Origin of the sequence: Methylibium sp. T29-B, assembly GCF_000576225.1 — a bacterium.
In the GTDB taxonomy this organism is placed as follows: domain Bacteria; phylum Pseudomonadota; class Gammaproteobacteria; order Burkholderiales; family Burkholderiaceae_C; genus Methylibium; species Methylibium petroleiphilum.
Window position 1 is genome coordinate 1 of record NZ_AZSN01000055.1, and the last position, 23932, is coordinate 23932.

General features: G+C 68.7%; 20 protein-coding genes, 1 tRNA gene and 1 pseudogene. 10 read left to right on the forward strand and 12 right to left on the reverse strand.

Annotation, left to right across the window (positions count from 1 at the left end; translation table 11 throughout):
- Positions 1-168 precede the first annotated feature (168 nt).
- Genes Y694_RS10815 through Y694_RS10825 form a run of 3 tightly spaced genes read left to right on the forward strand, consistent with a single transcriptional unit; the run spans position 169 to position 4845 of the window.
- Entirely contained in the window at positions 169-3114 is a 2946-nt protein-coding gene (locus Y694_RS10815) for a molybdopterin oxidoreductase family protein (RefSeq protein WP_036232332.1), read from the forward strand.
- On the forward strand, positions 3111-3899 hold the full coding sequence (locus Y694_RS10820) for a 4Fe-4S dicluster domain-containing protein (RefSeq protein WP_231497634.1): 789 nt from the start codon (positions 3111-3113) through the stop codon (positions 3897-3899). The genes Y694_RS10815 and Y694_RS10820 overlap by 4 nt, the downstream gene beginning before the upstream one ends.
- 13 nt (positions 3900-3912) lie before the next feature.
- The gene (locus tag Y694_RS10825; protein WP_036232335.1) at positions 3913-4845 is read left to right on the forward strand and encodes a DmsC/YnfH family molybdoenzyme membrane anchor subunit; all 933 of its coding nucleotides are present in this window, start codon (positions 3913-3915) and stop codon (positions 4843-4845) included.
- A gap of 7 nt (positions 4846-4852) precedes the next feature.
- On the opposite strand, the gene Y694_RS10830 is transcribed toward Y694_RS10825, so the two are convergent.
- From Y694_RS10830 to Y694_RS23345, 5 genes and pseudogenes are all read right to left on the reverse strand, one after another.
- A complete protein-coding gene (locus Y694_RS10830; RefSeq protein WP_011828457.1) occupies positions 4853-5170 on the reverse strand; it encodes a muconolactone Delta-isomerase in 318 nt (105 codons plus the stop codon).
- A 124-nt stretch (positions 5171-5294) separates the two neighbouring features.
- Positions 5295-7835, reverse strand: a complete 2541-nt coding sequence (locus tag Y694_RS10835) for a PAS domain S-box protein (RefSeq protein WP_081771297.1) — start codon at positions 7833-7835, stop codon at positions 5295-5297.
- Entirely contained in the window at positions 7832-8647 is an 816-nt protein-coding gene (locus Y694_RS10840; protein ID WP_051495706.1) for an ABC transporter substrate-binding protein, read from the reverse strand. Before Y694_RS10840 ends, Y694_RS10835 begins: the two co-directional genes overlap by 4 nt.
- A 64-nt stretch (positions 8648-8711) precedes the next feature.
- On the reverse strand, positions 8712-9479 hold the full coding sequence (locus Y694_RS10845) for an HD domain-containing phosphohydrolase (RefSeq protein WP_036232358.1): 768 nt from the start codon (positions 9477-9479) through the stop codon (positions 8712-8714).
- A gap of 37 nt (positions 9480-9516) precedes the next feature.
- A pseudogene (locus Y694_RS23345) lies at positions 9517-9873 on the reverse strand (response regulator transcription factor); the annotation flags it as partial.
- Positions 9874-9983: 110 nt separating this feature from the next.
- On the opposite strand from Y694_RS23345, the gene Y694_RS10855 reads away from it, so the two are divergent.
- From Y694_RS10855 to Y694_RS10875, 5 genes are all read left to right on the forward strand, one after another.
- Entirely contained in the window at positions 9984-10625 is a 642-nt protein-coding gene (locus Y694_RS10855; RefSeq protein ID WP_036232338.1) for an excisionase family DNA-binding protein, read from the forward strand.
- 14 nt (positions 10626-10639) lie between these two features.
- The gene (locus tag Y694_RS10860; RefSeq protein WP_036232341.1) at positions 10640-11380 is read left to right on the forward strand and encodes a response regulator; all 741 of its coding nucleotides are present in this window, start codon (positions 10640-10642) and stop codon (positions 11378-11380) included.
- Positions 11381-11541: 161 nt separating this feature from the next.
- Complete coding sequence (locus Y694_RS10865) at positions 11542-12060, forward strand: chemotaxis protein CheW (RefSeq protein WP_051495707.1); 519 nt, start codon at positions 11542-11544, stop codon at positions 12058-12060.
- A 41-nt stretch (positions 12061-12101) separates the two neighbouring features.
- Positions 12102-13850 (forward strand): methyl-accepting chemotaxis protein, encoded by a 1749-nt coding sequence (locus tag Y694_RS26740; protein WP_036232343.1) that lies wholly within the window; start codon positions 12102-12104, stop codon positions 13848-13850.
- Positions 13851-13872: 22 nt separating this feature from the next.
- Complete coding sequence (locus Y694_RS10875; protein ID WP_051495708.1) at positions 13873-15579, forward strand: ATP-binding protein; 1707 nt, start codon at positions 13873-13875, stop codon at positions 15577-15579.
- Between the two features lie 21 nt (positions 15580-15600).
- Here the strand turns inward: Y694_RS10875 and Y694_RS10880 are convergent.
- The 6 genes from Y694_RS10880 to petA form a co-directional block, all read right to left on the reverse strand.
- Positions 15601-15676, reverse strand: a tRNA-Thr gene (locus tag Y694_RS10880).
- Positions 15677-15747: 71 nt separating this feature from the next.
- Positions 15748-16290: a ClpXP protease specificity-enhancing factor gene (locus Y694_RS10885; RefSeq protein ID WP_051495709.1), complete on the reverse strand. Its 543-nt coding sequence runs from the start codon at positions 16288-16290 to the stop codon at positions 15748-15750.
- Positions 16291-16316: 26 nt separating this feature from the next.
- Complete coding sequence (locus tag Y694_RS10890) at positions 16317-16931, reverse strand: glutathione S-transferase N-terminal domain-containing protein (protein WP_011828452.1); 615 nt, start codon at positions 16929-16931, stop codon at positions 16317-16319.
- Positions 16932-17058: 127 nt separating this feature from the next.
- Entirely contained in the window at positions 17059-17826 is a 768-nt protein-coding gene (locus Y694_RS10895) for a cytochrome c1 (RefSeq protein WP_036232345.1), read from the reverse strand.
- Positions 17827-17846: 20 nt separating this feature from the next.
- Entirely contained in the window at positions 17847-19247 is a 1401-nt protein-coding gene (locus Y694_RS10900) for a cytochrome bc complex cytochrome b subunit (protein WP_036232348.1), read from the reverse strand.
- A gap of 16 nt (positions 19248-19263) precedes the next feature.
- Positions 19264-19863 (reverse strand): ubiquinol-cytochrome c reductase iron-sulfur subunit, encoded by a 600-nt coding sequence (gene petA, locus Y694_RS10905; protein WP_011828449.1) that lies wholly within the window; start codon positions 19861-19863, stop codon positions 19264-19266.
- A 207-nt stretch (positions 19864-20070) separates the two neighbouring features.
- On the opposite strand from petA, the gene mscL reads away from it, so the two are divergent.
- Together mscL and Y694_RS10915 are read left to right on the forward strand one after the other, a co-directional pair.
- Positions 20071-20484, forward strand: coding sequence for a large conductance mechanosensitive channel protein MscL (gene mscL, locus Y694_RS10910; protein ID WP_011828448.1), 414 nt, complete (start codon positions 20071-20073; stop codon positions 20482-20484).
- 55 nt (positions 20485-20539) lie between these two features.
- Positions 20540-23215, forward strand: a complete 2676-nt coding sequence (locus Y694_RS10915) for a DUF1631 family protein (RefSeq protein WP_036232349.1) — start codon at positions 20540-20542, stop codon at positions 23213-23215.
- 12 nt (positions 23216-23227) lie between these two features.
- On the opposite strand, the gene pdxA is transcribed toward Y694_RS10915, so the two are convergent.
- On the reverse strand, positions 23228-23932 hold a 705-nt coding region (gene pdxA / locus Y694_RS10920; RefSeq protein WP_036232366.1), incomplete at its 5' end, for a 4-hydroxythreonine-4-phosphate dehydrogenase PdxA.

Consider the following 23932-nt stretch of genomic DNA (forward strand, 5'->3'; position numbering starts at 1 on the left):
CGCGCGGGCAGCAGCGGCGGCGAGCCGTCGACCGCCACGGCGGCGCGCGCCGGGCGCCTTTTCTTTTGATCTGATTTATCGATCATCGTGAGCAATATTCTCCGCTTTTTCCTTTGAGTTCACGTCACTACCATCGATCGCAGCCCTCAGCCAACCCGGGACCGGACGGTGTTCAAGTTCCTCTCCAGCGATCCGATCCACGACCCGCTCGCGCCGCCGCTGCCGGCCGCGCCCACCGAGGTCAAGTGCACCACCTGCTACATGTGCGCGTGCCGCTGCGGCATCCGCGTGCACCTGCGGCAGGGCGAGAACGGCCCGGAGGTGCGCTACATCGACGGCAACCCCGCACACCCGATCAACCAGGGCGTGATCTGCGCCAAGGGCTCGTCGGGGATCATGAAGCAGGTCTCGCCGGCACGGCTCACGCAGCCGCTGCTGCGCAAGAAAGGCAGCGACCGCGGCGCCGGCGAGTTCGAGCCCATCAGCTGGGACCTCGCGTTCGAGATGCTCACCGAGCGGCTGCAGAAGATCCGCTCCACCGACCCGAAGAAGTTCGCGCTGTTCACCGGTCGCGACCAGATGCAGGCGCTCACCGGCCTGTTCGCGCGCCAGTTCGGCACGCCCAACTACGCGGCACACGGTGGCTTCTGCTCGGTGAACATGGCCGCCGGCATGATCTACACGATCGGCGGCTCGTTCTGGGAGTTCGGCGGCCCCGACCTCGACCACGCCAGGCTGTTCGTGATGATCGGCACCGCCGAGGACCACCACAGCAACCCGATGAAGATCGCGCTGAGCAAGTTCAAGCGCGCCGGCGGACGCTTCATCTCGATCAACCCGGTGCGCACCGGCTACTCGGCGATCGCCGACGAGTGGATCCCGATCAAGCCGGGCACCGACGGCGCCCTGTTCATGGCGCTGCTGCACGAGCTGATCGCGTCCGATCTGATCGACCGGCCCTTCCTGCAGCGCTACACCAACGCGCCGCAGCTGGTGGTGCTGGAGGACGGCGAGCGCGAGGGCCTGTTCGCCTTCGATCCGGCAGCGGGCCCGCCAGGCGACGGCCGCAACCCGCACAACAAGCTGGTGTGGGACCTCGCCAGCGGCAGCGTGAAGGCGGCCTACCCCGAGGGCATCGCCGAGGGCTGCGAGCCGGCGCTGGAAGGTCATTACCGGCTGGCCGACGGCACGCGCGTCGCGCCGTCGTTCGAGCTGCTGCGCGAGCGCGTGGCCACCTGCACGCCGGAGTGGGCGTCGCAGATCACCGGCATCCCGGCCGAGCGCATCCGCAAGCTGGCGCGCGAGCTGGGAGAGACAGCGCTGCAGCAGGCCTTCGAGCTGCCGATTCCCTGGACCGACGCCTGGGGCAAGCAGCACCCGACCACGAGCGCACGCCCGGTCGCCTTCCATGCGATGCGCGGCCTGGCGGCGCACTCCAACGGCTTCCAGACGGTGCGTGCGCTGGCGGTACTGATGAGCGTGCTGGGCACGATCGACGCGCCCGGCGGCTTTCGCCACAAGGCGCCCTACCCGCGCCACATCGTTCCCAACTACCGCGCGTTCAACTCGCCGGAGATGATCAAGCCCAACACGCCGCTCAACGCGGCGCCGCTGGGCTTCCCGGCCAGCCCCGACGAGCTGGCGATCAACCCCGACGGCTCGCCGATCCGCATCGACCACGCGTTCTCGTGGGAGCACCCGCTCTCGGCGCACGGCCTGATGCACAACGTGATCACCAACGCCACCAAGGGTGATCCCTACCGCATCGACACGCTGCTGATCTTCATGGCCAACATGGCCTGGAACTCGACCATGAACACCATGGCCGTGCGCGAGATGCTCAATGCGAAGGCCGACGACGGCGAGTTCAAGATCCCCTTCCTCGTGGTGTGCGACGCCTTCCAGAGCGAGATGGTGGCGTTCGCCGACCTGGTGCTGCCCGACACCACCTACCTCGAGCGCCATGACGTGATGAGCATGCTCGACCGGCCGATCTCGGAGTTCGACGGCCCTGTCGATTCGGTGCGCGTGCCGGTGCTGCCGCCGACCGGCCAGTGCAAGCCGTTCCAGGAGGTGCTGATCGAACTGGCCTCGCGACTCAAGTTCCCGGCCTTCACCACCGCCGAGGGCGGGCGCAAGTTCACCGGCTACCCGGACTTCGTGGTGAAGTTCGAGCCGCAGCCCGGCATCGGCTTCCTGATGGGATGGCGCGGCGAGCACGGCGACAAGCACCTGCGCGGCGCACCCAATCCGAAGCAGTGGGAGATGTACGAGAAGAACAACTGCGTCTTCCAGTACCACCTGCCCAAGGACATGCAGTACATGCGCAACTGGAACCGCGGCTACCTCGACTTCGCGAAGGAGCACGGCTGGCGCCAGCGCAACGACCCGGTGCAGCTGGCGCTGTACTCCGACACGCTGCAGAGCTTCCGGCTCGCGGCGCAGGGCAAGACCCCGGGCCGCCAGCCGCCCGAGCACCTGCGCGAACGCATCGCGACCTATTTCGATCCGCTGCCGTTCTGGTATCCGCCGCTCGAGTACGCGGCCACCGACGAGGCCGCCTACCCGCTCAACGCGATCACGCAGCGGCCGATGGCGATGTACCACTCCTGGGATTCGCAGAACGCCTGGCTGCGCCAGATCCACAGCCACAACTACCTGCAGGTCAACCCGCTCACCGCGCAGGCCGCGGGCATCGCCGACGGCGGCTGGTGCTGGGTCGAGAGCCAGTGGGGCAAGCTGCGCTGCATGCTGCGCTACAGCGAGGCGGTGGAGCCCGGCACCGTGTGGACCTGGAACGCGATCGGCAAGGCCGACGGCGCCTGGCAGCTCGCGCCCGGCGCCGACGAGTCGCGCAAGGGCTTCCTGCTCAATCACCTGATCTCCGAGGAGTTGCCGCTGCGCGGCCCGGGCGGTGCCGCGGGAACGATCAGCAACTCCGATCCGATCACCGGGCAGGCCGGCTGGTACGACGTGCGGGTGCGCATCCGCCCGGCGGCGCCCGAGGAGCCCGCGGAGACCTTCCCGCAGGTGAAGGCGACGCCGGCACCCCCCGGGGTGCGCGGCACGACGTCGCGGGTGCTGACCTATTTCGCGGGGCGCAAGACATCATGATCCAGTGGCTGAAAGACCTGATGAAGTCCGAGCTCGTCGCCGAGGCCCCGGCCCGGCGGAGCGACACGCCCTCGGCGCGCCGCGGTGACGGCGACGAACCGCCGGAGACGCTGGCCAAGCAACTGGCGCTGGTGATCGATCTCAACGTCTGCGTCGGCTGCCACGCCTGCGTCACCGCCTGCAAGCAATGGAACACGTCCGGCTCGGCCGGTCCGCTGGCCGACGAGAACGCCTACGCGGCCAGCCCGACCGGCACCTTCTTCAACCGCGTGCAGACCTACGAGGCCGGCGTCTTCCCCGGCACCGACACCGTGCACTTCCCCAAGAGCTGCCTGCACTGCGAGGAACCGCCCTGCGTTCCGGTGTGTCCCACCGGCGCGAGCTACAAGCGCAAGGAAGACGGCATCGTGCTGGTCGACTACGACAAGTGCATCGGGTGCAAGTACTGCTCCTGGGCCTGCCCCTACGGCGCACGCGAGCTCGACGAGGAACGGCAGGTGATGACCAAGTGCACGCTGTGCGTGGACCGCATCTACGACGAGCGGTTGCCGAAGGCCGATCGCCGGCCGGCGTGCGTGATGGCCTGCCCGACCGGTGCGCGCCTGTTCGGTGACGTGAAGGACCCGGACTCCGATGTGTCCAGGGCGATCCGCGAACGCGGTGGCTACGCGCTGATGCCGGAGTGGGAAACGCAGCCGGCCAACCAGTACCTGCCGCGCCGCATCACCGAGGTGGCCGGGCAGCAGCCCGACGGCGCGCCCGGACCCGCCGGCACGGCGCATTGAGCGGGGGCGACGCATGCACCCCGCGTTCTCGATCGTCTTCTTCACCACGCTGGCCGGCGTCGCGCAGGGCCTGGTGGTGGCGCTCGCCCTGGCGGTGCTGCTCGGCCCGGCACCGTCCGTCGGCTTCCTGAGCGCGGCGCTGCTGCTGGCCGGCGTGCTGCTGCTGCTCGGCCTGGGCGCCTCCTTCCTGCACCTGGGCCGGCCCGAACGGGCCTGGCGCGCGGTGCTGATGTGGCGCACCTCGTGGATGTCGCGCGAGGTGATCGTGCTGCCGGCCTTCATCGGCATCGTGGCGGTGTGGTGGCTGGCGCTTCGATGGGGCGTCGTCACGCCGTGGGCGACGCTGCTCCCGGTGGCGGCGCTGGTCGGCGCGGCCGTGCTCTGGTACTGCACGGCGATGATCTACGCCTGCGTGCGCTTCATCCAGGAGTGGGCCCACCCGCTGACGCTGGTGAACTACACGCTGATCGGCCTGTCGTCGGGGCTGGTGCTGGCCTGCGCGCTGGCGGCCGGCTACGGCGAGGCCGCACTGCTGCGCGCCGTGGCGCCCTGGGCGCTGATCGCGACGCTGGCCGCCTGGTTCACGCGCACGCTGGCGTTGCGCCGCAATGCCGCGCTGAAGCCGAAGTCGACGCTGCAGTCGGCCACCGGCATCCGCGCGCCGCAACTGGTGCAGAAGTCGATGGGCATGTCGGCGGGCTCGTTCAACACCCGCGAGTTCTTCCATGGCGTGGGGCTGGCCGCGATGCGGCAGACCAAGCTCGCCTTCCTGGTGCTCGGCTTCGCGCTGCCGTCGCTGCTGCTGGCCTGGGGCCTGCTCGGTGGCCCGGCCGCCGTGTGGTGGCTGGCGCTGCTGGTGCAGGCGCCGGGGCTGGTGGCCGAGCGCTGGTTCTTCTTCGCCCAGGCCCGCCACCCGCAGAACCTGTACTACCAGCAGGTGTCGTGAGCCGCGGCTACCCGGCGGCCAGGACTTCCAGGCGCTGCGACCACTCCTCGTAGGACCCGAGCAGCGTCCACTGGAAGTCGCACATGAAGTCGTAGCCGAGCTTGAACAGCGGCAGGTTGTGCGTCAGCGCGTCGATCTGCTCGACCGACTCCACCTCCACGATCGCCACCACCTCGTAGCGCCCCGGCACCTTCCAGACCTTCTGGATCACACCGGCCGCGACGCCGGCCGCCACCGCCGCCGACTCCTGCTTCCAGGCGCCGAAGAACTCCTGGTTCGACATGCGGTCGGGCTTGCGTAGATGGGCGTGAAGCAGCACTTGCATGGGTCTCCTCCGGAACGATGAAGCGGCCACTTTAGGGGCGTCGCCGCCCGCCCGTGCCCGCGGATTACCCTGCCAGCGCACCCTGCGCCCTGCAACGACCGACGCCGGCTTCCGGCCGGCCGCGTCAGGCCTCGTCGATCGGCATGGACTGCGTCTCCGCCGACGGCCGCGCGGGGAAATGGATGTCGAACACGCCGCCCCCGTCCGTCGCGTTGGAGGCTCTGATGCGCCCACCGTGCGCCTCGACGATCTTGCGGCAGATGGCGAGGCCCAGGCCGGTGCCGCCGGCACCGTTCTTCGTGGCACTGGACTGCACGAAGGCATCGAAGATGGCGTCGAGTTCCGCGGGCGGTATGCCCGGCCCGTGATCGCGGACACGCAGGTGGATCTCGCCGTTCGGCGTGGCGTGCCCGAAGACATCGATGCTCTGCCCGGTCGGCGAGAACTTGATCGCGTTCGCCAGGACGTTGCGGACCACCTGCTGGAAGCGCAGGGGATCGACCCTGGCCAGCAACGGGGCCTCCGACAGCTCGACATGCAGCCTCAGTTGTGCGCGCTGCAGCAGGGGATCGAGTTCGGCCGCCACGCTGCGGATCAGGCCACGCAGGTCGGTGCGCTCGAGGTGGAAGGTCCCGACCGCGCTTTCGATCTTGGAGACATCGAGCAGGTCGTTCACCAGCGCCAGCATGCGTTCACCGGACGCATGGATGTCCTGGAACATCGCCGCCAGTCGCTCGTCGTGCCGGCCCCGCATGAGACCGAGCTCCGAGAAGCCGAGGATGGACTGCAGCGGTGTGCGCAGCTCGTGGCTGATGTTGGCGATGAACTCGGACTTCGTACGCGACGCCTCCTCGGCGACGTTGCGCGCATCCCGCGTCGCGCGTTCGGCTTCCCGGAACTCGCTGACGTCCATCACCGTGGTCAGGATGCCCAGCGGATCACCCCTGTCGTTCGGGACCAGCACCTTCGTGACCACCACGTCGCGCAGCGAGCCGTCTCCATGCGCGATCTTTGCCTCGAAGCGCACCCGCCCGCCCCCACGCATCAGTCGACGATCATGCTCGGCATGCAACCCGGCCTCGCCGCTTTGAAGCAGGTCGACCGCCGGCCGGCCGACCACGTCGGCTCGCGAGCAGCCGAAGAATTCTTCCCAGGTCTGGTTCACGGTGGTGATGCGGCCCTCGGCGTCCGTCATCGACACGGGCACGGGGCTGATCTCCAGCAGCAGGCCGGTGAAGGCCAGCTGCGCCTGCAGGCGCTGCTTCGCGGCCCAGCGCTCGGTCACGTCGACCGCGCTGCCGGCAAAGCCTGCGATGCGGCCCTGCACGAGCAGCGGCGCCACGGCGACCTGGAAGCGATGCTCCCGACCGTCGGCGGCGCGCAGCGTCAGCTGGGCCGTGCGCAGCCCCGACGCGCCGTCGGGCGCAAACAGGGCATCGACCTCGGCGCGCTGTTCGTCGTCGACGAGGTCGTGCAATCGGCGGCCCAGTGCCTGGTCCGCCGATTCCCCGCTGACGGCCGACCAGCGCGCGTTGACGAAGGTGATGGCTCCCTGGGCGTCGGTGCGGAAGATCAGCTCCTGCACACTCTTGATCAGCACCGTGAGTTCGCGTTCGTGCCGGACCGCCCGTGCCTGGACGGCTTCGCGCTGCCGACGTGCGGCTTCGCGCGCGCGCAGGCTGCGCCAGACGGTCGCTGCGGTGACGACAAGCAGCGCCAGCCCGAAGGCGCCGATGAGCGCGATCCAGCGCATCGCGAGCAGCCAGTCCTCGACGGTCCGCGCGTAGGACTGCTCGACGATGGTGACCAGTGGCCGGCTGCCCGAGGCACGGAAGGCCACGATGCGGCGGCCCGGCCCGAAGCCCGCCCCCACGTAGCTGTCGTGGTCGCGCGTGTCCAGGTGTTCGCGGAACACGGGGTGCGTCGCGCCGCTGATCGGCACGACGGACAGGTCGCCCGCGCTGGCGATGACGCGACCGTCGAGCAGCGCCAGCACGGCAACGTCCCCGGCCCGGGAGATGGTCTGCGACTGGTAGTTGGAGAACGCGCCCGGGTTGACCAGGCCGACCAGCAGCAGTTCCCGACCTCCCGGCATCGGTACCTTGTGCAGGACGGGAACGAATCCGATACCGCTCACCGCCCCGCTCGGGCGGCGCACGTCGGCCAGATGGCGCCCCGCCACGAAGGGACCGACCGTGTCCTCGCTCTGCGTGGGCAGGCTGCCGAGCGCCTCGAGTTCGATGGTGCGTCCGACATCCGACCCCACCGAGCTGGCCAGCACGCGGCCGTCCATGTCGAGCAGCGCAATGCTGCGCATGAACGGCAGGCCCACCAGCGCCTGGGTCAAGGGGCTGTTCAGGCGAGTGGGGTCGGCGGGAAGGTCGGCCACACCGATCAGTTCGGCCAGGGCGGTCAGCGCCACCGAGGCTGTTTCCAGCGTGCTGGTGGCGTGGTCGTCGAGCACACGTGCCAGCAGCGCGCCTCGATCGATGCGTCCCTCGACGGCCTCGCGATGCTCGTACCAGCCGATGCCCGCGAGCGCAGCCACGAACAGGGTCACCATCAGCGCGGTGCCGGCGAACACGACACGGCCCGGCGACCAGTGCGCGCGGAGCTCGCCGGTCGCGTCCCCCGACTTGCGAGGCTCCATGGCGAGCCAACTCATCGGTCGACCACGATCGCGTCGAGGCCATGCCGGCCGGCGGCCTTCCTCAGCCGGCCATCGGCCTTGATGCGTCCGACGAAGGCGTCGAGCGCGTTCAGCCAGTCCTCGTCCCCGGGCCGCACCGCGTAGGCGTAGGGCAGCACGAACAAGGGCTGCGGCGGGGTCATCAGGCGCGCCCAGTCGGCGTTATCCAGCAGGCGTCGGCTGTAGGCGTAGTCGGTCATGAAGACGTCGATACGGCCCGCCCCCAGCTCCCGCTCCCGCGAGGCGGGCGGCTTGACCACGACCAGCCGCGCGTGACGGAGGAACCCCTCCATCGCCGGCTCCATGAACGTCCCGGCCTGCACGCCGACCAGCACGCCCGGCTGATCGATGTCGCTCCACGTCCGCACGGCGGGGTGGCCCTTGGTGGTGATGCCGTAGATGCCGCTCTGGAGATAGGGCTGCGTGAAGCGAAGCTGCGCCATGCGCTGCGGCGTGCGCCCGACCGCGAACATGGCCACGTCGCACCGGTCGGCCTGGAGATCGTCGACAAGCGTCTCGAAGGACGACTCCACGTACTGCACCCCGGCCCGCAGGTCGGCCCCGAGCGCGGCCGACAGGTCGATGTCGATGCCGTCCAGCTGACGGGTGCGCGGGTGGCGGAAGGTGATGCCGTAGTAGTCGGGCCAGATGCAGACGCGCACCACGCCACCCGACCGGACCCGATCGAGCACCGGCCCGGCGTGCGCCGTCGGGAGAAGGCTCGTGAGCAGCACCAGCACCGCGCCGCCAAGCGCCGGCAGGGACAGGAAGGCTCGGACGGACCTCATCGGGACGCTCCTCTGGGTTCGGCAGGCCGTCGCGCGCCCGTCCGCGTCGGCGACGCCGCGGCGCTCAGGCGCCCACCAACTCCGCGAAGCCGGGCTGGGTGCGGTTCACGCGGTCTCGAAGCTCGATCAGTTCCGCTGCATTTTCCAGGAAGACATCGACGATGCGCGGATCGAACATCGCGCCACGCTGCTCCGTCAGCATCTCCAGCGCACGCTCGTCGCTGAAGGCAGGGCGGTAGCAGCGGCGCATCGTCAGTGCATCAAAGTAGTCGACGACTGCGACGATGCGACCCGAAAGCGGAATGTCCTCGCCGCGCAGCCCGGCCGGATAACCGCTGCCGTTGTAGCGTTCGTGGTGGGTCCGGGCCACCTCGGCGGCCAGTTGGAACAGCGCGACCCGGGAGCGCCCGAGGATCTCGGCACCGATGCTGGCATGCCGGTTCATGATCTCGCGCTCCGCAGGCGTCAAGGGCCCGGGCTTCTTCAGCACCTCGTCCGGGATGCCGATCTTGCCCACGTCATGCATCGGCGCCGCCTTGCGCATCATCGTCGCGAACTTGTCGTCCTCGCCCAGCATGAGCGCAAGCGCCTCGGCCAGGTAGCCGATGCGGACGATGTGCACGCCGGTGTCGTCGTCCCGGAAGTCGGAGGCCAGCGACAGGTGCAGCAGCGCCTCGTGGTGCGCGCGGGTGACCTCCTGCAGCGCTTCGTTTCGTTCCTGGTACATGCGCCCCAGGTCGGCGACGATGCGTTCCATCTGGGCGGCCGCGGCGGCCTCGAAGCTGTAGCCACGACGCGGCGCGACGGGCTGGGAGACGGGACGGGCGGACAAGGGATAGGAGATCATGGGCGTTGATTTCAGGCAGCTGCAGGCAGTCGATCGTCTCGATCAGTTGCAGCGGACTGAAGGGTTTGAGGAGGTAGGCATCGGCTCCCGCCTGCGCTCCGGCGTCCCGGTCCTGGCTCTGGCCGCGCGCGGTCAGCAGCATGACCTTGGTATGCGCCAGGCTGGGTTCGGCCTTGATGCGGCGGCAGGCCTCCAGGCCGTCGTACTCGCCGGGCATCATCACGTCGAGCAACACCACATCGGGCCGCAGCTGCAGCGCCGCCGCCACGCCGACCGGCGCCGCATTCGCCTCGTGGATCTCGCAGTGCTCGAACTCCAGCGTCATGCGGATCAGCTTGCGGATGTCCGCATGGTCTTCGACGATCAGGATCTTCTTCATGTCGGGGTCAGGCTGCAAAGTGCCTCTATCATAAAACTCATTTTTATCACTTCAAATCCGAACCTCGATCCATTGCCCATCGATCCCCAGAAATCGGCAAAATTGCGCAAATGAATTCCTCCACAACCGCAGCCCTCGCCGGCGAGCACTTCACGACCCTGGAAGTGGCGCAGCGTCTCGGGCTGGCCGTGCGCTCGGTCCAGTTGATGGTGGATCGGGGCGAGCTCGAGGCGTGGAAGACTCCGGGGGGGCATCGCCGCATCTCGCGCGCATCGGTCGATCGCTGGCTGGCCTCGCGCAGCGGGCTGCCCCAGGCCACCTCAGCACCGGATGAGCCGCCGCGCTCGTCCGGGGAGCCGGCCCGGCCACGGCGCGTGCTGCTGATCGAGGACTCCAAGCACTTCCAGAACCTCGTCGCCCTGCTGGTGCGCCAGCAGTTCCCGGACGTCGAGCTCCACGTGGCCGACGACGGCGTCGCCGGCCTCATCCTCTACGGCCGCCTGCAGCCGGAAGTCCTGGTCGTCGACATCCTGCTGCCCGGCATCGATGGCGCGACGCTGATCACCAGCCTGCGCGCGCAGCCCGAGCTCTTCCACGGCCAGCTGATCGTCGTGACCTCGCTCGACGCCGACCAGCGCGACCCCTACGCCTTCGCCCTGTCCGGCGTGCCGGTGGTGCACAAGCCGCGGCTGGTCATGGATCTGCCGCCGCTGTTGACTCAGGCCCTGAGCCGGTCGCTCCTGCCGGCCTGAGCCGGGGACGCCACATGAGCACCCGGCGCGTCATCCTGGTCGAGGACGATGCCTCCCTGCGGCGCTTCGTGGCCCTCGCGCTGGAGGACCTCGACCTCGATCTCGTGGCCTGCGTCGACGTCCCTTCGGCGATGGCGGCGCTGCAGGCCGGGCCGGCGCGCCTGCTGATCACGGACCTGATGCTGCCCGGCGAATCGGGCCAGTCGCTGCTCGAGCGCCTGCATCGCGAACCCGGGCTGAAGGGGGCGGCACGCGTGGCCGTCTTCAGCGCCGGCCTGACCGTGGCCGTGCGCCAACGCCTCGAAGGGCTGGGCGTGTGGCGCCTGCTGTCCAAGCCGGTTTCGGTGGCAGACCTCGCGGCCTGCGTGACCGACGCGCTCCGCGACGAGGCCCCCGCAGCCCTCGTGCCCGCCGTCGGCGTCACGGCCGCCGAGGCCGCCTCCGCCGCCGCCATCGACCGGCACTTCGGTGGCAACGCCGACCTGTACCGAGCCTTCCGAGCCAGCTGCCTGGCACAGTTCACCGAAGACCTGCGGCAGGGGGATACCGCCTGCCGATCCGAGGACACCGCTCAGCTGCGGCGCATTGCCCACAGCCTGAAATCGGTGCTGCTGACGCTGGGTCATCACGCCGCCTCGCAGGCGGCTCGCGAGTTGGAGGACCACGCCGCCGCCGACGACGGGTCGGCTGCCCGTCCTGCCTGGATCAGGCTGCGCGAACAGATCGCCCTGCTCACCGACACGCCAGCGGCGTAGCCGCAGCCAGCCGCAACCCGGCCACGCTCGTGAGCGCGCGTGCCGTGATATTTCACGCATTTTCATATTTGATAAAAACGAAATTCTTTCGGCGTTGATATACATTTGTATCACTTTATGGTGAATCAAATGAATCAAATTCTCCGTATCAGGAGCGTCGAATGAATCTCGATGCCCCGACCAGCATCGCCAGACGCGAGGTCGCGGTGCCGTGCCGGCCCGCCAGGCCCGGCGAGTTCCTCAGCTTCACGCTGGGTTCGCAGGACTACGGCGTCGATCTGCTGCGCGTGCAGGAGATCCGCCGCTACGAGGCACCGACCCACATCGCGAACGCACCGGCTTCGCTGCGCGGCGTGCTCGACCTGCGCGGCGAGATCGTGCCGGTGCTGGACCTGCGCACGCTGGTCGGCATCGAGTCGCCTCGCTTCGGCGACACCACGGTCATCGTGGTGCTGACCCTCGGCGACAGCACCCTGGGCGTCATCGCCGACACCGTCTCGGATGTCGTTCGCGTCGGTGCCGACGAGTTGCACTCGCTGCCGGCGATGAACGGCCTGGCCGACGCGAAGTTCTTCACCGGCGTGGCCACGGTTGCGGCGCGAATGCTCGTCCTGATCGACGTCGACGCCCTTTCGACGTGCTGCGGGGGACTGGTCGCCTCGACCCACCCGACGCACTGACCCGCCCCTGCCTACATCCGGCGACCGAGGAGACCCGCCCCATGAAAGCCCTGAACGACCTGCCCATCAAGCTGAAGCTGTCCGCTGCCTTCGGCCTGCTGCTCGCACTGATGCTGGCGCTGGCCGGCTTCAGCCTGCTGCAGATGTCCACCATGCACCACAGCACCGAGGAGATCAGTGGCAACTGGCTGCCGTCGGTCGAGGTGATCAACAAGCTCAACACCAACACGTCGGATTTCCGGATCGCGCAGATGGAGCATGTCCTGAACACCGATCCCGCCGCCATGGATCGGATCGAGAGCGCGCAGAAGGCCGTCCTGGAGGACCTCGAACGGAACCGGGCGGTCTACCTCCCGCTGATCAGTGACGACGGAGAGCGGCGGCTCTACGACACGTTCTCCACCTATTGGTCGCGTTACCTGGCGCTCAACGTTCAGGTCCTCGCGCACTCCCGGGCCAACGAGAACCAGCAGGCCAAGGCTCTCCTCGAAGGCGAGGCGCTCAAGCTCTTCGATTCGGCGAGCCAGGTCCTGGACAAGCTCAGCGACATGAACCACGAAGGAGCTGCGCTCGCCACGAAACAGGCCGAACGCGGCTACCTCGCGGCACGCAACGGCCTGTTCCTGTCGCTCGGTGTGGCCGTGCTGGGCGCGCTTGCGGCCTCGTTCTGGCTGATCCGGAGCATCGTCGGGCCGCTGGCCCGGGCCGTCGCCGTTGCCGACCGCGTGGCCGAAGGCGATCTCAGCGGGCAGGTCGTCGTGCATTCGGAAGACGAAGTCGGCCGGCTGCTCGCCGCGATGCGACGCATGCAGGACAGCCTGATCGGCGTGGTCGGCACCGTGCGGCAGAACGCCGACAGCTTGGCAACTGCAAGCGTGCAGATCTCCCAGGGCAACCACGACCTCAGCAGCCGCACCGAGGAACAGGCGTCCGCGCTGGAGGAAACCGCCGCGTCGATGGAAGAGATCCAGAGTACCGTCAAGCAGAACGCCGACAACGCCGCCCAGGCCAATCAGCTCGCCCGCAGCGCCAACGACGACGCCGGCAAGGGCGGCGCGATCGTCGGGGAGGTGGTCGACAAGATGAAGGAAATCGACGCGGCCTCGCGCCAGATCGTGGACATCATCGGCGTGATCGACGGCATTGCCTTCCAGACCAACATTCTCGCCCTGAATGCGGCGGTGGAGGCCGCGCGAGCCGGCGAACAGGGTCGTGGCTTCGCCGTCGTGGCCACCGAGGTGCGCACGCTGGCCCAGCGCAGCGCCGACGCAGCCAAGCAGATCAAGGCGCTGATCACCGCCAATGCCGAACGCGTCGACCAGGGCAGCGCACTCGTGGCGCAGGCCGGGGCCTCGATGACGGAGATCATGCAGTCGATCCGCCGCGTGACCGACATCATGGGCGAGATCAGCTCCGCCAGCCAGGAACAGTCGTCCGGCATCGCGCAGGTGGCCGAGGCCGTGACGCAGATGGATCAGGTGACGCAACAGAACGCCGCGCTGGTCGAGGAAAGTGCCGCAGCCGCCGAAAGCCTGAAGCAGCAGGCCCAGCAGCTCGTTTCCGCCATGTCGGGTTTCCGTCTTCCGGACCAAGACAGCGCGCCGGCCCGCGAGAGCCGCACGACCGCAGCGCAACAGACCAAGGCCGCGCCGCTCCTGCCGGATCGCCGAGGCCCGGGCCGCGCAACCAACGTGACGCGCCCTGCCTTCGGCCAGCCGCCCGCGGGTCCCCGCACGGCTGCAGTGCAGACCGTGGCGCGCACGGGAACCGACGACTGGGAATCGTTCTGAGACTCGCGGAGGAGCCTGAACCGTGAACCTTCCTGCATGGTCCCTCAGCCGGAAGGCCGCCGTCGGCGCCGCGTCGATCCTGCTGATCTTCTGGTTGGCCGTGCTGGGCGTGCTGCACACCGAGCGGCTGCAGGCACTGGAAACGCAGGCGACGCACAACGCCAACCTGGCCCGCGCGCTCGAGGAACAGACGGTTCGTGTGATCGCCACGATCGACCAGGCGACCCTCCGGATGCGCGATGCGGTGCGCACCGGCGACGATGCGCTGTCCGACATCGCCCAGTTCGCCAACGAGACCGGCCTGGCGCCTTCCATCCTGGTGCAGCTCTCGCTGATCGCGCCCGACGGCAGGTTCGTCGGGAGCAATCTCGACCCCGATGGGCGCAAAACAGGCCCTGTCGACCTGTCGGAGCGCGAGCATGTGCGCGTCCATCTCGCGCCTCAGGCGGCACCCAAGTTGCAGCAGCAGCTCCACGCGAACGGGCTTTTCATCGGCAAGCCCGTGCTCGGCAAGGTGTCGGGTCGGTGGACGGTGCAGCTGTCGCGGCGCATCGATGGTCCAGGCGGTGAGTTGCGGGGCGTGGTCGTCGCGTCGCTCGACCCCAGTTACTTCGAGAACCTCTACCGCAGCGTGACGCTGGGCCGGCAGGGCGGCGTGACCATGACCGGCGCCGATCTGGTGATTCGCGCCCGCGTGGTCGGGGACACCAGCGTCGGCATGGGCGGCCGGATCGGCCCCACGAGCCCCATGGCTCGCGCCGACGTCGGCCGGTCGGGCGACTACATCGGCGTGAGCACGGTGGACGGTGTCGAGCGGATCGTCGGCTACCGACGCATCGACGACTACCCGCTGTACGTGCTGGTGTCCTCGTCCACCGAGGAGTCGCTGGCGGAATGGCGCGCGATGCGCAACACCACGCTGTTCCTCGCCGCCCTGTTCAGTGCCGCCGTCATGGCCGCCACCGTCCTCTTCCTGTCGAGCGTCCGGCGCCTCGAGGCGACCAACCTCGCGCTGGCCGCCAGCGAGGCGCGGGCACAGTCGGCCAACCAGGCCAAGACCGAGTTCCTGGCCGCGATCTCGCACGAGCTGCGCACGCCGCTCACCAGCATCCGCGGCTTCGCAGAGCTGATGGAGAAGCGGCTCGAGCAGCAGAAGTTCAGGGAACAGGCCGGCATGATCCGCCGTTCCGCGGAGAACCTGAACGCGCTGCTGACGGAGATCCTGGACTTCGCGAAGGTGGAAGCCGGGGCGATGCGTGTGGATGCCGTTGACGTGGAGATCCGCCCTCTGGTGCGCGGCGTGTTCGACTTCTTCGCCGTGTCGGCCGCCGACAAGGGGCTGGAGCTGCAGCTGCAGGTGGCCGATGGCACGCCGGACAGCGTGGTCGGCGACGAACTGCGGCTGAAACAGATCCTGAACAACCTGCTGTCCAATGCGATCAAGTTCACCTCGCAGGGCCAGGTCCGGATCGAAGTGACGCACGCGGAGCGCCAGCTGCAGCTGCATGTCGTCGACACCGGCCCGGGCATCGCCCCGGACCTCCACGACGTGATCTTCGAGCGCTTCCGGCAAGGCAACGACCGCGTGTCGACCGAGCACGGCGGCACGGGCCTGGGGCTGGCGCTTTCGCGTGGGCTGGCCGAACTGATGGGCGGGCGGCTGACCGTCGTGTCGGAGATCGGACGCGGGGCCCGGTTCACGCTGTGGATGCCGGACCGCGCGCTCTGATACCGCGGTGCCGCGGGAGGGTGGTGCCGGCTTTCGGAATCGAACCGAAGACCTTCCGCTTACAAGGCGGGTGCTCTACCAACTGAGCTAAGCCGGCGTGCCGTGAGGATTGTAGGAGGGGTGCCTGGGCGGCGCGCACTGCGCCGCTGTCTGCGGCCGGCGCTGCTTTTACTTGACGCGCTTGAGCGAGGGACGGCCGCTACCGGGCGGCTCGGGCGGCGTGGGCTCGTCTTCGTCGGCCGCGCGTGCGCCCTCGTCCCCGGGCGACGGATCTGCGGCCGGCGTCTCGGCCAGCCGGAGGCCGCGAGGCGCGGCCGCGGCCTCTGCAGCACTGCTGTTGCCCTCGGTGGGCGGGGGGGGCTCCGCGCCGCCGACCGGCGGCGCGGGAAAGGCCATGCCCTGCCCGTTCTCGCGCGCGTAGATGGCGATCACGTGGTCGATCGGCACGACGATCTCGCGGGCGGTGCCGCCGAAGCGCGCCTTGAAGCTGATGAAGTCGTTGCCGAGCTGCAGGCCGCTGGTAGCCTCGAAGCTGGCGTTCAGCACGATCTCGTTGTTCTTGACGTATTCGGCCGGCACCTGCACCGAGCCGTCCACGTACACCGCGAGATAGGGCGTGAAGCCGTTGTCGGTGCACCAGTCGTGCAGCGCGCGGATCAGGTAGGGGCGCGTCGAGGCGCCCTGCGTGTCCGGCGTGACGGGGATCGTCATCGTGGCGCTCCTGCCTGCCGCGCGATCTACTTGCGCATCACCTTCTCGGACGGCGTCAGCGCCTCGATGTAGGCCGGGCGCGAGAAGATGCGCTCGGCGTACTTCAGCAGCGGCAGCGCGTTCTTCGACAGGTCGATTGCGTAGTAGTCCAGGCGCCACAGCAGCGGCGCGATCGCGACGTCGAGCATCGAGAAGTCGTCGCCGAGCATGTACTTGTTCTTCAGGAAGATCGGCGCGAGCTGCGTGAGGCGATCGCGGATCTGGCTGCGCGCCTTCTCGAGCTGCTTGTCGGTGGCCTTCACGCCGCTGCGGCCTTCGAGCAGGTTCACGTGCGCGAACAGTTCCTTCTCGAAATTGAACAGGAACAGCCGCACGCGCGCACGCGCCACCGGGTCGCCCGGCATCAACTGCGGGTGCGGGAAGCGCTCGTCGATGTACTCGTTGATGATGTGCGACTCGTACAGGATGAGGTCCCGTTCGACGAGGATGGGCACCTCGTTGTACGGGTTCATCAGCGCGATGTCTTCGGGTTTCGCGAACAGGTCGACATCGCGGATCTCGAAATCCATGCCCTTCTCGAACAGCACGAAACGGCAGCGGTGCGAGTAGGGGTCGGTCGTTCCGGAGTAAAGCACCATCATGGCGGCGGGCTCCTAGGTTCTTCGGGGGCCATCAGAAAAAACGCAAGCGGAGCGGATGCATGCATCCCGCTCCGCTCACGCCGTCACAGACCGATGGGCGCCTGCTGCGCCCCGGCCTGCGGGTCACTTACTTCACATCTTTCCAGTAGGCCGCATTCAGCCGCCAGGCGATGATGGTGAACACGCCGAGGAACAGCAGCACCCACACGCCGAGTCGCTTGCGCTGGTTCTGCGCCGGCTCACCCATCCATTGCAGGTAAGCCACCAGGTCGCCGACGGCGTCGTCGTAGGCCAGCGGGCTCAGCTTGCCGGGGGTCAGTTGCTCGTAGCCAGCGAAGCGGTGCAGCTTCTTGCTGGCGTCGTGCGGATCGGCTTCCTCGACGAACTTCGCGGTCCGCTGTCCCTGCAGTTCCCACAGCACGTGCGGCATGCCGACGCTCGGGAAGACCATGTTGTTCCAGCCGGTGGCCTTGGTGTCGTCGCGGTAGTAGCTGCGCAGGTAGGTGTACAGGTAGTCGGCACCCGATCCACCCGCACCGGCCCGCGACCGCGCGATCACGGTCAGATCAGGCGGCACGCCGCCGAACCATTCCTTGGCGTGCTTGGGATCGAGTGCGATCTTCATCGTCTCGCCGACCTTGTCGGTCGCGAACAGCAGGTTGCCCTTGATCTGCGCTTCGCTCAGGCCGATCTCCTGCAGCCGGTTGTAGCGCATGTAGGCAGCCGAGTGGCAGTTGAGGCAGTAGTTGACGAACAGCTTGGCGCCATGCTGCAGCGACGCCACGTCGGTCATCTTGTTCTGGGGGAACTTGTCCCAGGCGATGCCGCCTTCGGACGCGCGGGCCGTGCCGGCGAAGGCACATGCGGCCAGCAGCAGGGCGATCAGCTTCTTCATGTTCTCGGGCTCCTGCAGGCTCAGTGGGCGGCGAAGGTCACGCGATCGGGCACCGGCTTGAACGTGCCGAGCTGGCTCCACCACGGCATCAGCAGGAAGAAGCCGAAGTAGAACAGCGTGCCGATCTGCGACACCAGCGTGCCGATGTCGGTCGGCGCCTGGATGCCCAGGTAGCCGAGGATGAAGAAGAACAGCACGAACAGGCCGTAGACGTACTTGTGCCAGTCCGGGCGGTAGCGGATCGACTTGACCGGGCTGTGGTCCAGCCAGGGCAGGAAGAACAGGATCACGACCGCACCGCCCATCACGACCACGCCCCAGAACTTGGCGTCGAAGGTCTTCAGCAGCGCGATCGCGACGAGCCCGCCGACCAGCACGGCAATCTTCGCGCCGCCGCCGAACTTGCCCTTGAGCACCGCCAGTACCGCGCCGGCGGCGATCAGCACCGCGAGCACATTGACCATGAAGTCGGTGGTCGCGCGCAGCATCGAGTAGTACGGTGTGAAGTACCACACCGGAGCGATGTGCGCCGGGGTCTTCAGGGGGTCGGCCGGGATGAAGTTGTTGTACTCGAGGAAGTAGCCGCCGAACTCGGGCGCGAAGAAGATGATCGCGCTGAAGATCATCAGGAACACGCTGACGCCCAGGATGTCGTGCACCGTGTAGTACGGATGGAAGGGGATGCCGTCCATCGGCGTGCCGTTCGGCCACTTCTTCTGCTTGATCTCCACACCGTCGGGGTTGTTCGAGCCGACCTCGTGCAGCGCGATGATGTGCGCGGCCACCAGGCCCAGCAGCACCAGCGGCACCGCGATGACGTGGAAGCTGAAGAAGCGATTCAGCGTGGCGTCGCTCACCACGTAGTCGCCGCGGATCAGCAGCGCCAGATCCGGGCCGACGAAGGGCACGGCGGCGAACAGGTTGACGATCACCTGGGCGCCCCAGTACGACATCTGGCCCCAGGGCAGCAGGTAGCCCATGAAGGCCTCGGCCATCAGGCACAGGAAGATCGCGCAGCCGAAGATCCACACCAGCTCGCGCGGCTTGCGGTAGCTGCCGTACATGAGGCCGCGGAACATGTGCAGATAGACCACGACGAAGAAGGCCGAGGCACCGGTGGAGTGCATGTAGCGCACCAGCCAGCCCCAGGGCACGTCGCGCATGATGTACTCGACCGACGCGAAGGCCAGGCTGGCGTCGGGCTTGTAGTTCATCACCAGGAAGATGCCGGTGACGATCTGGATCACCAGCACCAGCATCGCCAGCGAACCGAAGAAGTACCAGAAGTTGAAGTTCTTCGGCGCGTAGTACTCGGAAAGATGCTCTTTGTAGAGCTTGGTCGCCGGGAAGCGGTTGTCGACCCAGGTCATCAGCTTCTGCGCCACGGGCGCGTCGGCAGGGGCAGTCTTGAATTCGGCCATGGTGTCCTCGCGCTGCTCAGGCCTTGGCCTCGCCGATCAGCAGCTTGCTGTCGGTCAGGAAGGTGTAGGGGGGCACCTCGAGGTTGTCCGGCGCCGGCTTGTTCTTGAACACCCGCCCGGCCATGTCGAAGGTCGAGCCGTGGCAGGGGCAGAGGAAACCGCCCTGCCAGTCGTCCGGCAGCGAGGGTTGCGGACCGGCCACCAGGCGATCCGACGGCGAACAGCCCAGATGCGAGCAGATGCCGACGACGACCAGGATCTCCGGCTTGATCGAGCGCCACTCGTTGCGGGTGGTCTCCATCGGCGTGACCTCGGCCGGCTTGCGCTCGGACTTCGGGTCGGCCACCAGCGCGTCGGTCTTCTTCAGCGACTCCAGCTGTTCCGGCGTGCGGCGCAGGATCCAGACCGGCTTGCCGCGCCACTCGACCGTCATCTTCTCGCCCGGCTTGAGCGCGCTGATGTCGGCCTCCACCGCGGCGCCGGCGGCGCGGGCGCGCTCCGACGGCTGGAAGGTGGAGACGAAGGGCACCGCGGTCGCGATGCCGCCGACGGCGCCGGCGCAGGACGAGGCGATCAGCCAGGTCCGCTTGCTGTGATCGACTTGCTGCTCACTCATGGAATTCCTTGGGCTAGCGCTTTGATTCTTGAACAACCATCGATTCTAATCGACAGACTGCTCCGTTCCGAGGCCGGATCGGCATCGAAGATTCCAGCAAGCCGTGCGCCAGCTCGGCTTGACTTGCCGCAAACCTCGGGAATACTCGCTCACGACAGGCGCCGGACACCCCGGTCGACCATCATTACTACCTTCAGGAGGCTGTGCATGTCGTTCTTCAGCGAGTTCAAGGAGTTTGCCGTCAAGGGCAATGTGATCGACCTGGCCGTTGGCGTGATCATCGGCGGCGCCTTCGGCAAGATCGTCGACTCGATCGTCGGCGACCTGATCATGCCGATCGTCAGCAAGCTGTTCGGCGGCCTCGACTTCTCGAATTACTACGTCGGACTGGCAGGGCAGGCCGCCGGACTGCCGCTCGCGGAGGCCAAGAAGGCCGGCGCGGTCTTCGCCTATGGCAACTTCATCACGGTGGCGCTGAACTTCGCGATCCTCGCCTTCATCATTTTCCTGATGATCAAGCAGATCAACCGACTGAAGAAGGACGAACCGGCCGCCCCGCCTGCGCCCCCCGCCGAGGACATCGTGCTGTTGCGCGAGATCCGCGATGCCCTGAAGAAGTGACCCGCCTGCGGGCGCGCTGCCGGGGCACCGGCCCGCCCGCCTCCTTGCCGACCCTGTGAACGCCGCCCCCAACGTCCAGGCCGCATTGAATGCGGCATGCCTGCGCATCCAGGCCACCGTCACGGCCGCCGCCGAACGACTGGTGGAGACGCTCGCGTCGCAGTCGGCCTCGTTCGCCAGCATCACGACCCGCCAGCTGATGGCGAGCACGCAGTTCGACCTGCGCCGCAAGCTGCCCGACTTCACCCTGGTCTTCAGCGCCGGCCTGCGTGACCGCGTGCTCGAGGCCGCCGAGCCGCGCAGCTCGACCCGCTCGCTGGCCACCACCTCGTGGGAGTCGCTGAGCCTGGTCGGCGACGACGAGGTGGACGAGCGCGTCTCGGCCGAGCGCCTGAGCATGCAGATCGTGCACGAGTGCGAGTGGGAGATGCGCGAGCTCGACGGCTACATGGCCGCCCTGCTGCGCCACGGCGAACCCGACCCCGATCGCAACCCGCTGCGCCCCGAGATCATCGGCCGTGCGCTGCGCCGCGCGATCCACGCCGTGAACGACGATCCGGCCTCGCACCGGCTGCTCGCCACCGAGTTCGGCCGCTCGCTGGCCACGGCGATGCGGGCCTGCTACGCCGGCATCATCGCCGACCTGCAGGCGCGCGGCGTCAGCCCGATCGGCCTGGCCGTGAAGACGGTGCAGGGTCCCGGCAACGACCTGCCACGCGAGGTGCTGCGCGAGAACTCCGGCTACCAGACCTCGGGCTTCCATGGCTCGGCCTTCCAGGCCTCGGCACGCGACCTGGTCCAGGCCGAGCAGATGCTGCAGACGCTGTTTGGCATCGCGCTGCCCCAGGCGCTGCAGGCGGCCTCGGGGGCCGGCGCGCTGGGCCTGCCTTCCGGACCGGGCGCGCCGTCCGGGTTCGGCAGCAGCCGGTCGGGGAGCAGCACCGGCAGCCGCGGCTATGGCGGCACCGGGAGCGGCTACGGAAGCCCCGGCGGCGGATCGGGCATGCCGGGCGGCGGCTACGGCGGCGGATCGGGCTCGGGGGCCGGCGGCCGCGCCACCGGCCCGGGCACCTCGTCCGAGCATTCGTCGGGCACGGCCTACAACAACGATGCGCAGATGCTCGACATCCTGCGCCGCCTGGTGGTCGTGAACGCCACGGCCGGCGAGACGGCCGGCCTCGGCGCCGACCCACGGGGGGGCGCCCCCCTCCCCGCCGGCAGTTCGCGCCCCGGCCCCTTGTCCGGCGTCTCGGGGCCCTCCGGCATCACGCCGCTGGCGGGCCTGATGGCGGTGAACGTGATCCGCCAGCACCGCGACGAGCTGATGCGGGCCTCGTCCGGCACGCTCGACCACATGGTGATCGACGTGGTCGGCGCACTGTTCGACCAGGTGCTGTCGGACAGCAAGGTGCCGCCGCAGATGGCGCGCCAGATCGCACGGCTGCAGCTGCCGGTACTGCGCGCGGCGCTGAAGGACGTGGGCTTCTTCAGCTCGCGGCGCCACCCGGTGCGGCGTTTCGTGAACCGCATCGCCTCGCTGGCGGCGGCCTACGAGGACCTCGACCAGGGCCCCGGCAAGGACTTCATCGAGCGCGTGCGCGCGTTGGTGCAGGAGATCGTCGAGGGCGACTTCGACCAGATGGACCTGTACGAGTCCAAGCTGCAGGCGATCGAGGCGCTGGTGCAGGAGCAGAGCGCGCGCGATGTCGGCACGCATGCGACGGCCGCCACGCTGCTCGACAACAAGGAAACGCAGCTGCGCATCCAGCAGCGCTACATGCGCGAGCTCAAGTCGCACCTGGAGCCGGTTGCCCTGCCCGGCTTCGTGCGCGACTTCCTGGCGCAGGTGTGGAGCCAGGTGCAGGTGCAGGCGGCCGGCCCGTTCGGTTCGCCCGAGCTGGCGCAGCGCGCCAACCGCGCAGCGCGCGAGCTGGCGCTCAGCGTGCAGCCCAAGGGCGAGCCGCAGCTGCGCAAGCATTTTCTGATGGCGCTGCCGCAGCTGATGAAGGACCTCAACGAGGGCCTGGAGCTGATCCGCTGGCCGGAGCCCGCCAAGAAGGACTTCTTCGGCAAGCTGCTGCCCGAGCACGCCGCGTCGCTGAAGACCGCGCCGCCGACTGACTTCGAGCAGCGCCAGCTCAAGCACTACCTCGACCAGGTCGAGAAGGTCTCGATCCCCACCGCCGACGAGCTCGCGCCGAGCGCGCATGCCGAACTGCCGCCGCCGCAGGAACATGCCGCGCCGCTGACCTTCTCGGCCGAGGAGGCCGAGAAGATCGGCCTGGTCGACGAGAACGCAGTCGACTGGGACGGCCAGGTGGACATCGACCTCGGCGAGGGCGGTCCGTCCGCCGAGGCGGAGGCCGGCGAGGTCGATGTGGTGCTGGAGGCCCTGGCGCCCGAGCCCGCCGAGCCGACGCACGGCCCGCAGCTGATCCACCACCTGCAGACCGGCATCGCCTACCGCATGCACGTGGAGGGCCGCTGGCAGCGCGTGCGCCTGAACTGGATCAGCCCGGGCCGGGCCTTCTTCGTGTTCACCCACGGCAAGGCCCACCAGAAGACGATCTCGATGACCTCGCGCATGCTCACCCGCATGTGCGACACCGAGCGCTTCCGCGCCTTCGAACAGGCCGAGCTGATCGAGCGCGCGACGGCGCGCGCCCGCAAGCAGCTGGCGCAGCTGGGCGGTGCGGCCCCGCGCAGCACGGCGACCAGCAGCCGTCTCTGAGGCGCCCGGCGGTCAGCCAGCCGCGAGGCGGCGCGCCATCTGGCCGGCGGCGATCAGGCTGGACGGGTCGGCGCGGCCACTGCCCGCCCGATCGAACGCCGTGCCGTGATCGGGGCTGGTGCGCACGAAGGGCAGTCCCAGCGTCACGTTGACGCCGCGCTCGACCCCGAGGTACTTCACCGGGATCAGCCCTTGGTCGTGGTACATCGCCACCACGATGTCGAACTCGCCCGGGTGGTCGGCCGTGTGGCGGGCGCGCATGAACACGGTGTCGGGTGCGAACGGCCCGCGTGCGTCGATGCCCTCGCGGCACGCCGCCTCGATGGCCGGCGCGATGACGCGCAGTTCCTCGTCGCCGAACAAGCCGCCCTCGCCCGCGTGCGGGTTGAGTCCGGCCACGGCGATGCGAGGCGCCGCCTGGCCCCAGCGCCGCGCTGCGGCGTGCGCGATGCGCAGCGTCTCGAGCACCGACGCCGTGCTCACCGCGTCGATCGCCCGGCGCAACGAGACGTGGATGCTGACCAGCACGGTCTTGAGTTCGTCGTTCGCGAGCATCATGCGCACCGGCCCGGCGCCGGCCTCGGCCTGCAGCAGCTCGGTGTGCCCCGGGTAGGGCTCACCGGCGGCGGCCAGCGCCTCCTTGTGGATCGGCGCGGTGACGATCGCCGCCACCTCGCCGGCCTGCGCCAGCGCCACGGCGTGCCGGATGCAGACCGC

Coding starts and splice junctions, on each gene's coding strand:
- Y694_RS26740 (WP_036232343.1), top strand. CDS start 12,102: ATGAAAGCCCTGAACGACCTGCCCATCAAGCTGAAGCTGTCCGCTGCC.
- Y694_RS10855 (WP_036232338.1), top strand. CDS start 9,984: ATGAATTCCTCCACAACCGCAGCCCTCGCCGGCGAGCACTTCACGACC.
- Y694_RS10900 (WP_036232348.1), bottom strand. CDS start 19,247: ATGGCCGAATTCAAGACTGCCCCTGCCGACGCGCCCGTGGCGCAGAAG.
- petA (WP_011828449.1), bottom strand. CDS start 19,863: ATGAGTGAGCAGCAAGTCGATCACAGCAAGCGGACCTGGCTGATCGCC.
- Y694_RS10860 (WP_036232341.1), top strand. CDS start 10,640: ATGAGCACCCGGCGCGTCATCCTGGTCGAGGACGATGCCTCCCTGCGG.
- mscL (WP_011828448.1), top strand. CDS start 20,071: ATGTCGTTCTTCAGCGAGTTCAAGGAGTTTGCCGTCAAGGGCAATGTG.
- Y694_RS10820 (WP_231497634.1), top strand. CDS start 3,111: ATGATCCAGTGGCTGAAAGACCTGATGAAGTCCGAGCTCGTCGCCGAG.
- Y694_RS10890 (WP_011828452.1), bottom strand. CDS start 16,931: ATGATGGTGCTTTACTCCGGAACGACCGACCCCTACTCGCACCGCTGC.
- Y694_RS10885 (WP_051495709.1), bottom strand. CDS start 16,290: ATGACGATCCCCGTCACGCCGGACACGCAGGGCGCCTCGACGCGCCCC.
- Y694_RS10825 (WP_036232335.1), top strand. CDS start 3,913: ATGCACCCCGCGTTCTCGATCGTCTTCTTCACCACGCTGGCCGGCGTC.
- Y694_RS10840 (WP_051495706.1), bottom strand. CDS start 8,647: ATGAGGTCCGTCCGAGCCTTCCTGTCCCTGCCGGCGCTTGGCGGCGCG.
- Y694_RS10830 (WP_011828457.1), bottom strand. CDS start 5,170: ATGCAAGTGCTGCTTCACGCCCATCTACGCAAGCCCGACCGCATGTCG.
- Y694_RS10865 (WP_051495707.1), top strand. CDS start 11,542: ATGAATCTCGATGCCCCGACCAGCATCGCCAGACGCGAGGTCGCGGTG.
- Y694_RS10895 (WP_036232345.1), bottom strand. CDS start 17,826: ATGAAGAAGCTGATCGCCCTGCTGCTGGCCGCATGTGCCTTCGCCGGC.
- Y694_RS10835 (WP_081771297.1), bottom strand. CDS start 7,835: ATGAGTTGGCTCGCCATGGAGCCTCGCAAGTCGGGGGACGCGACCGGC.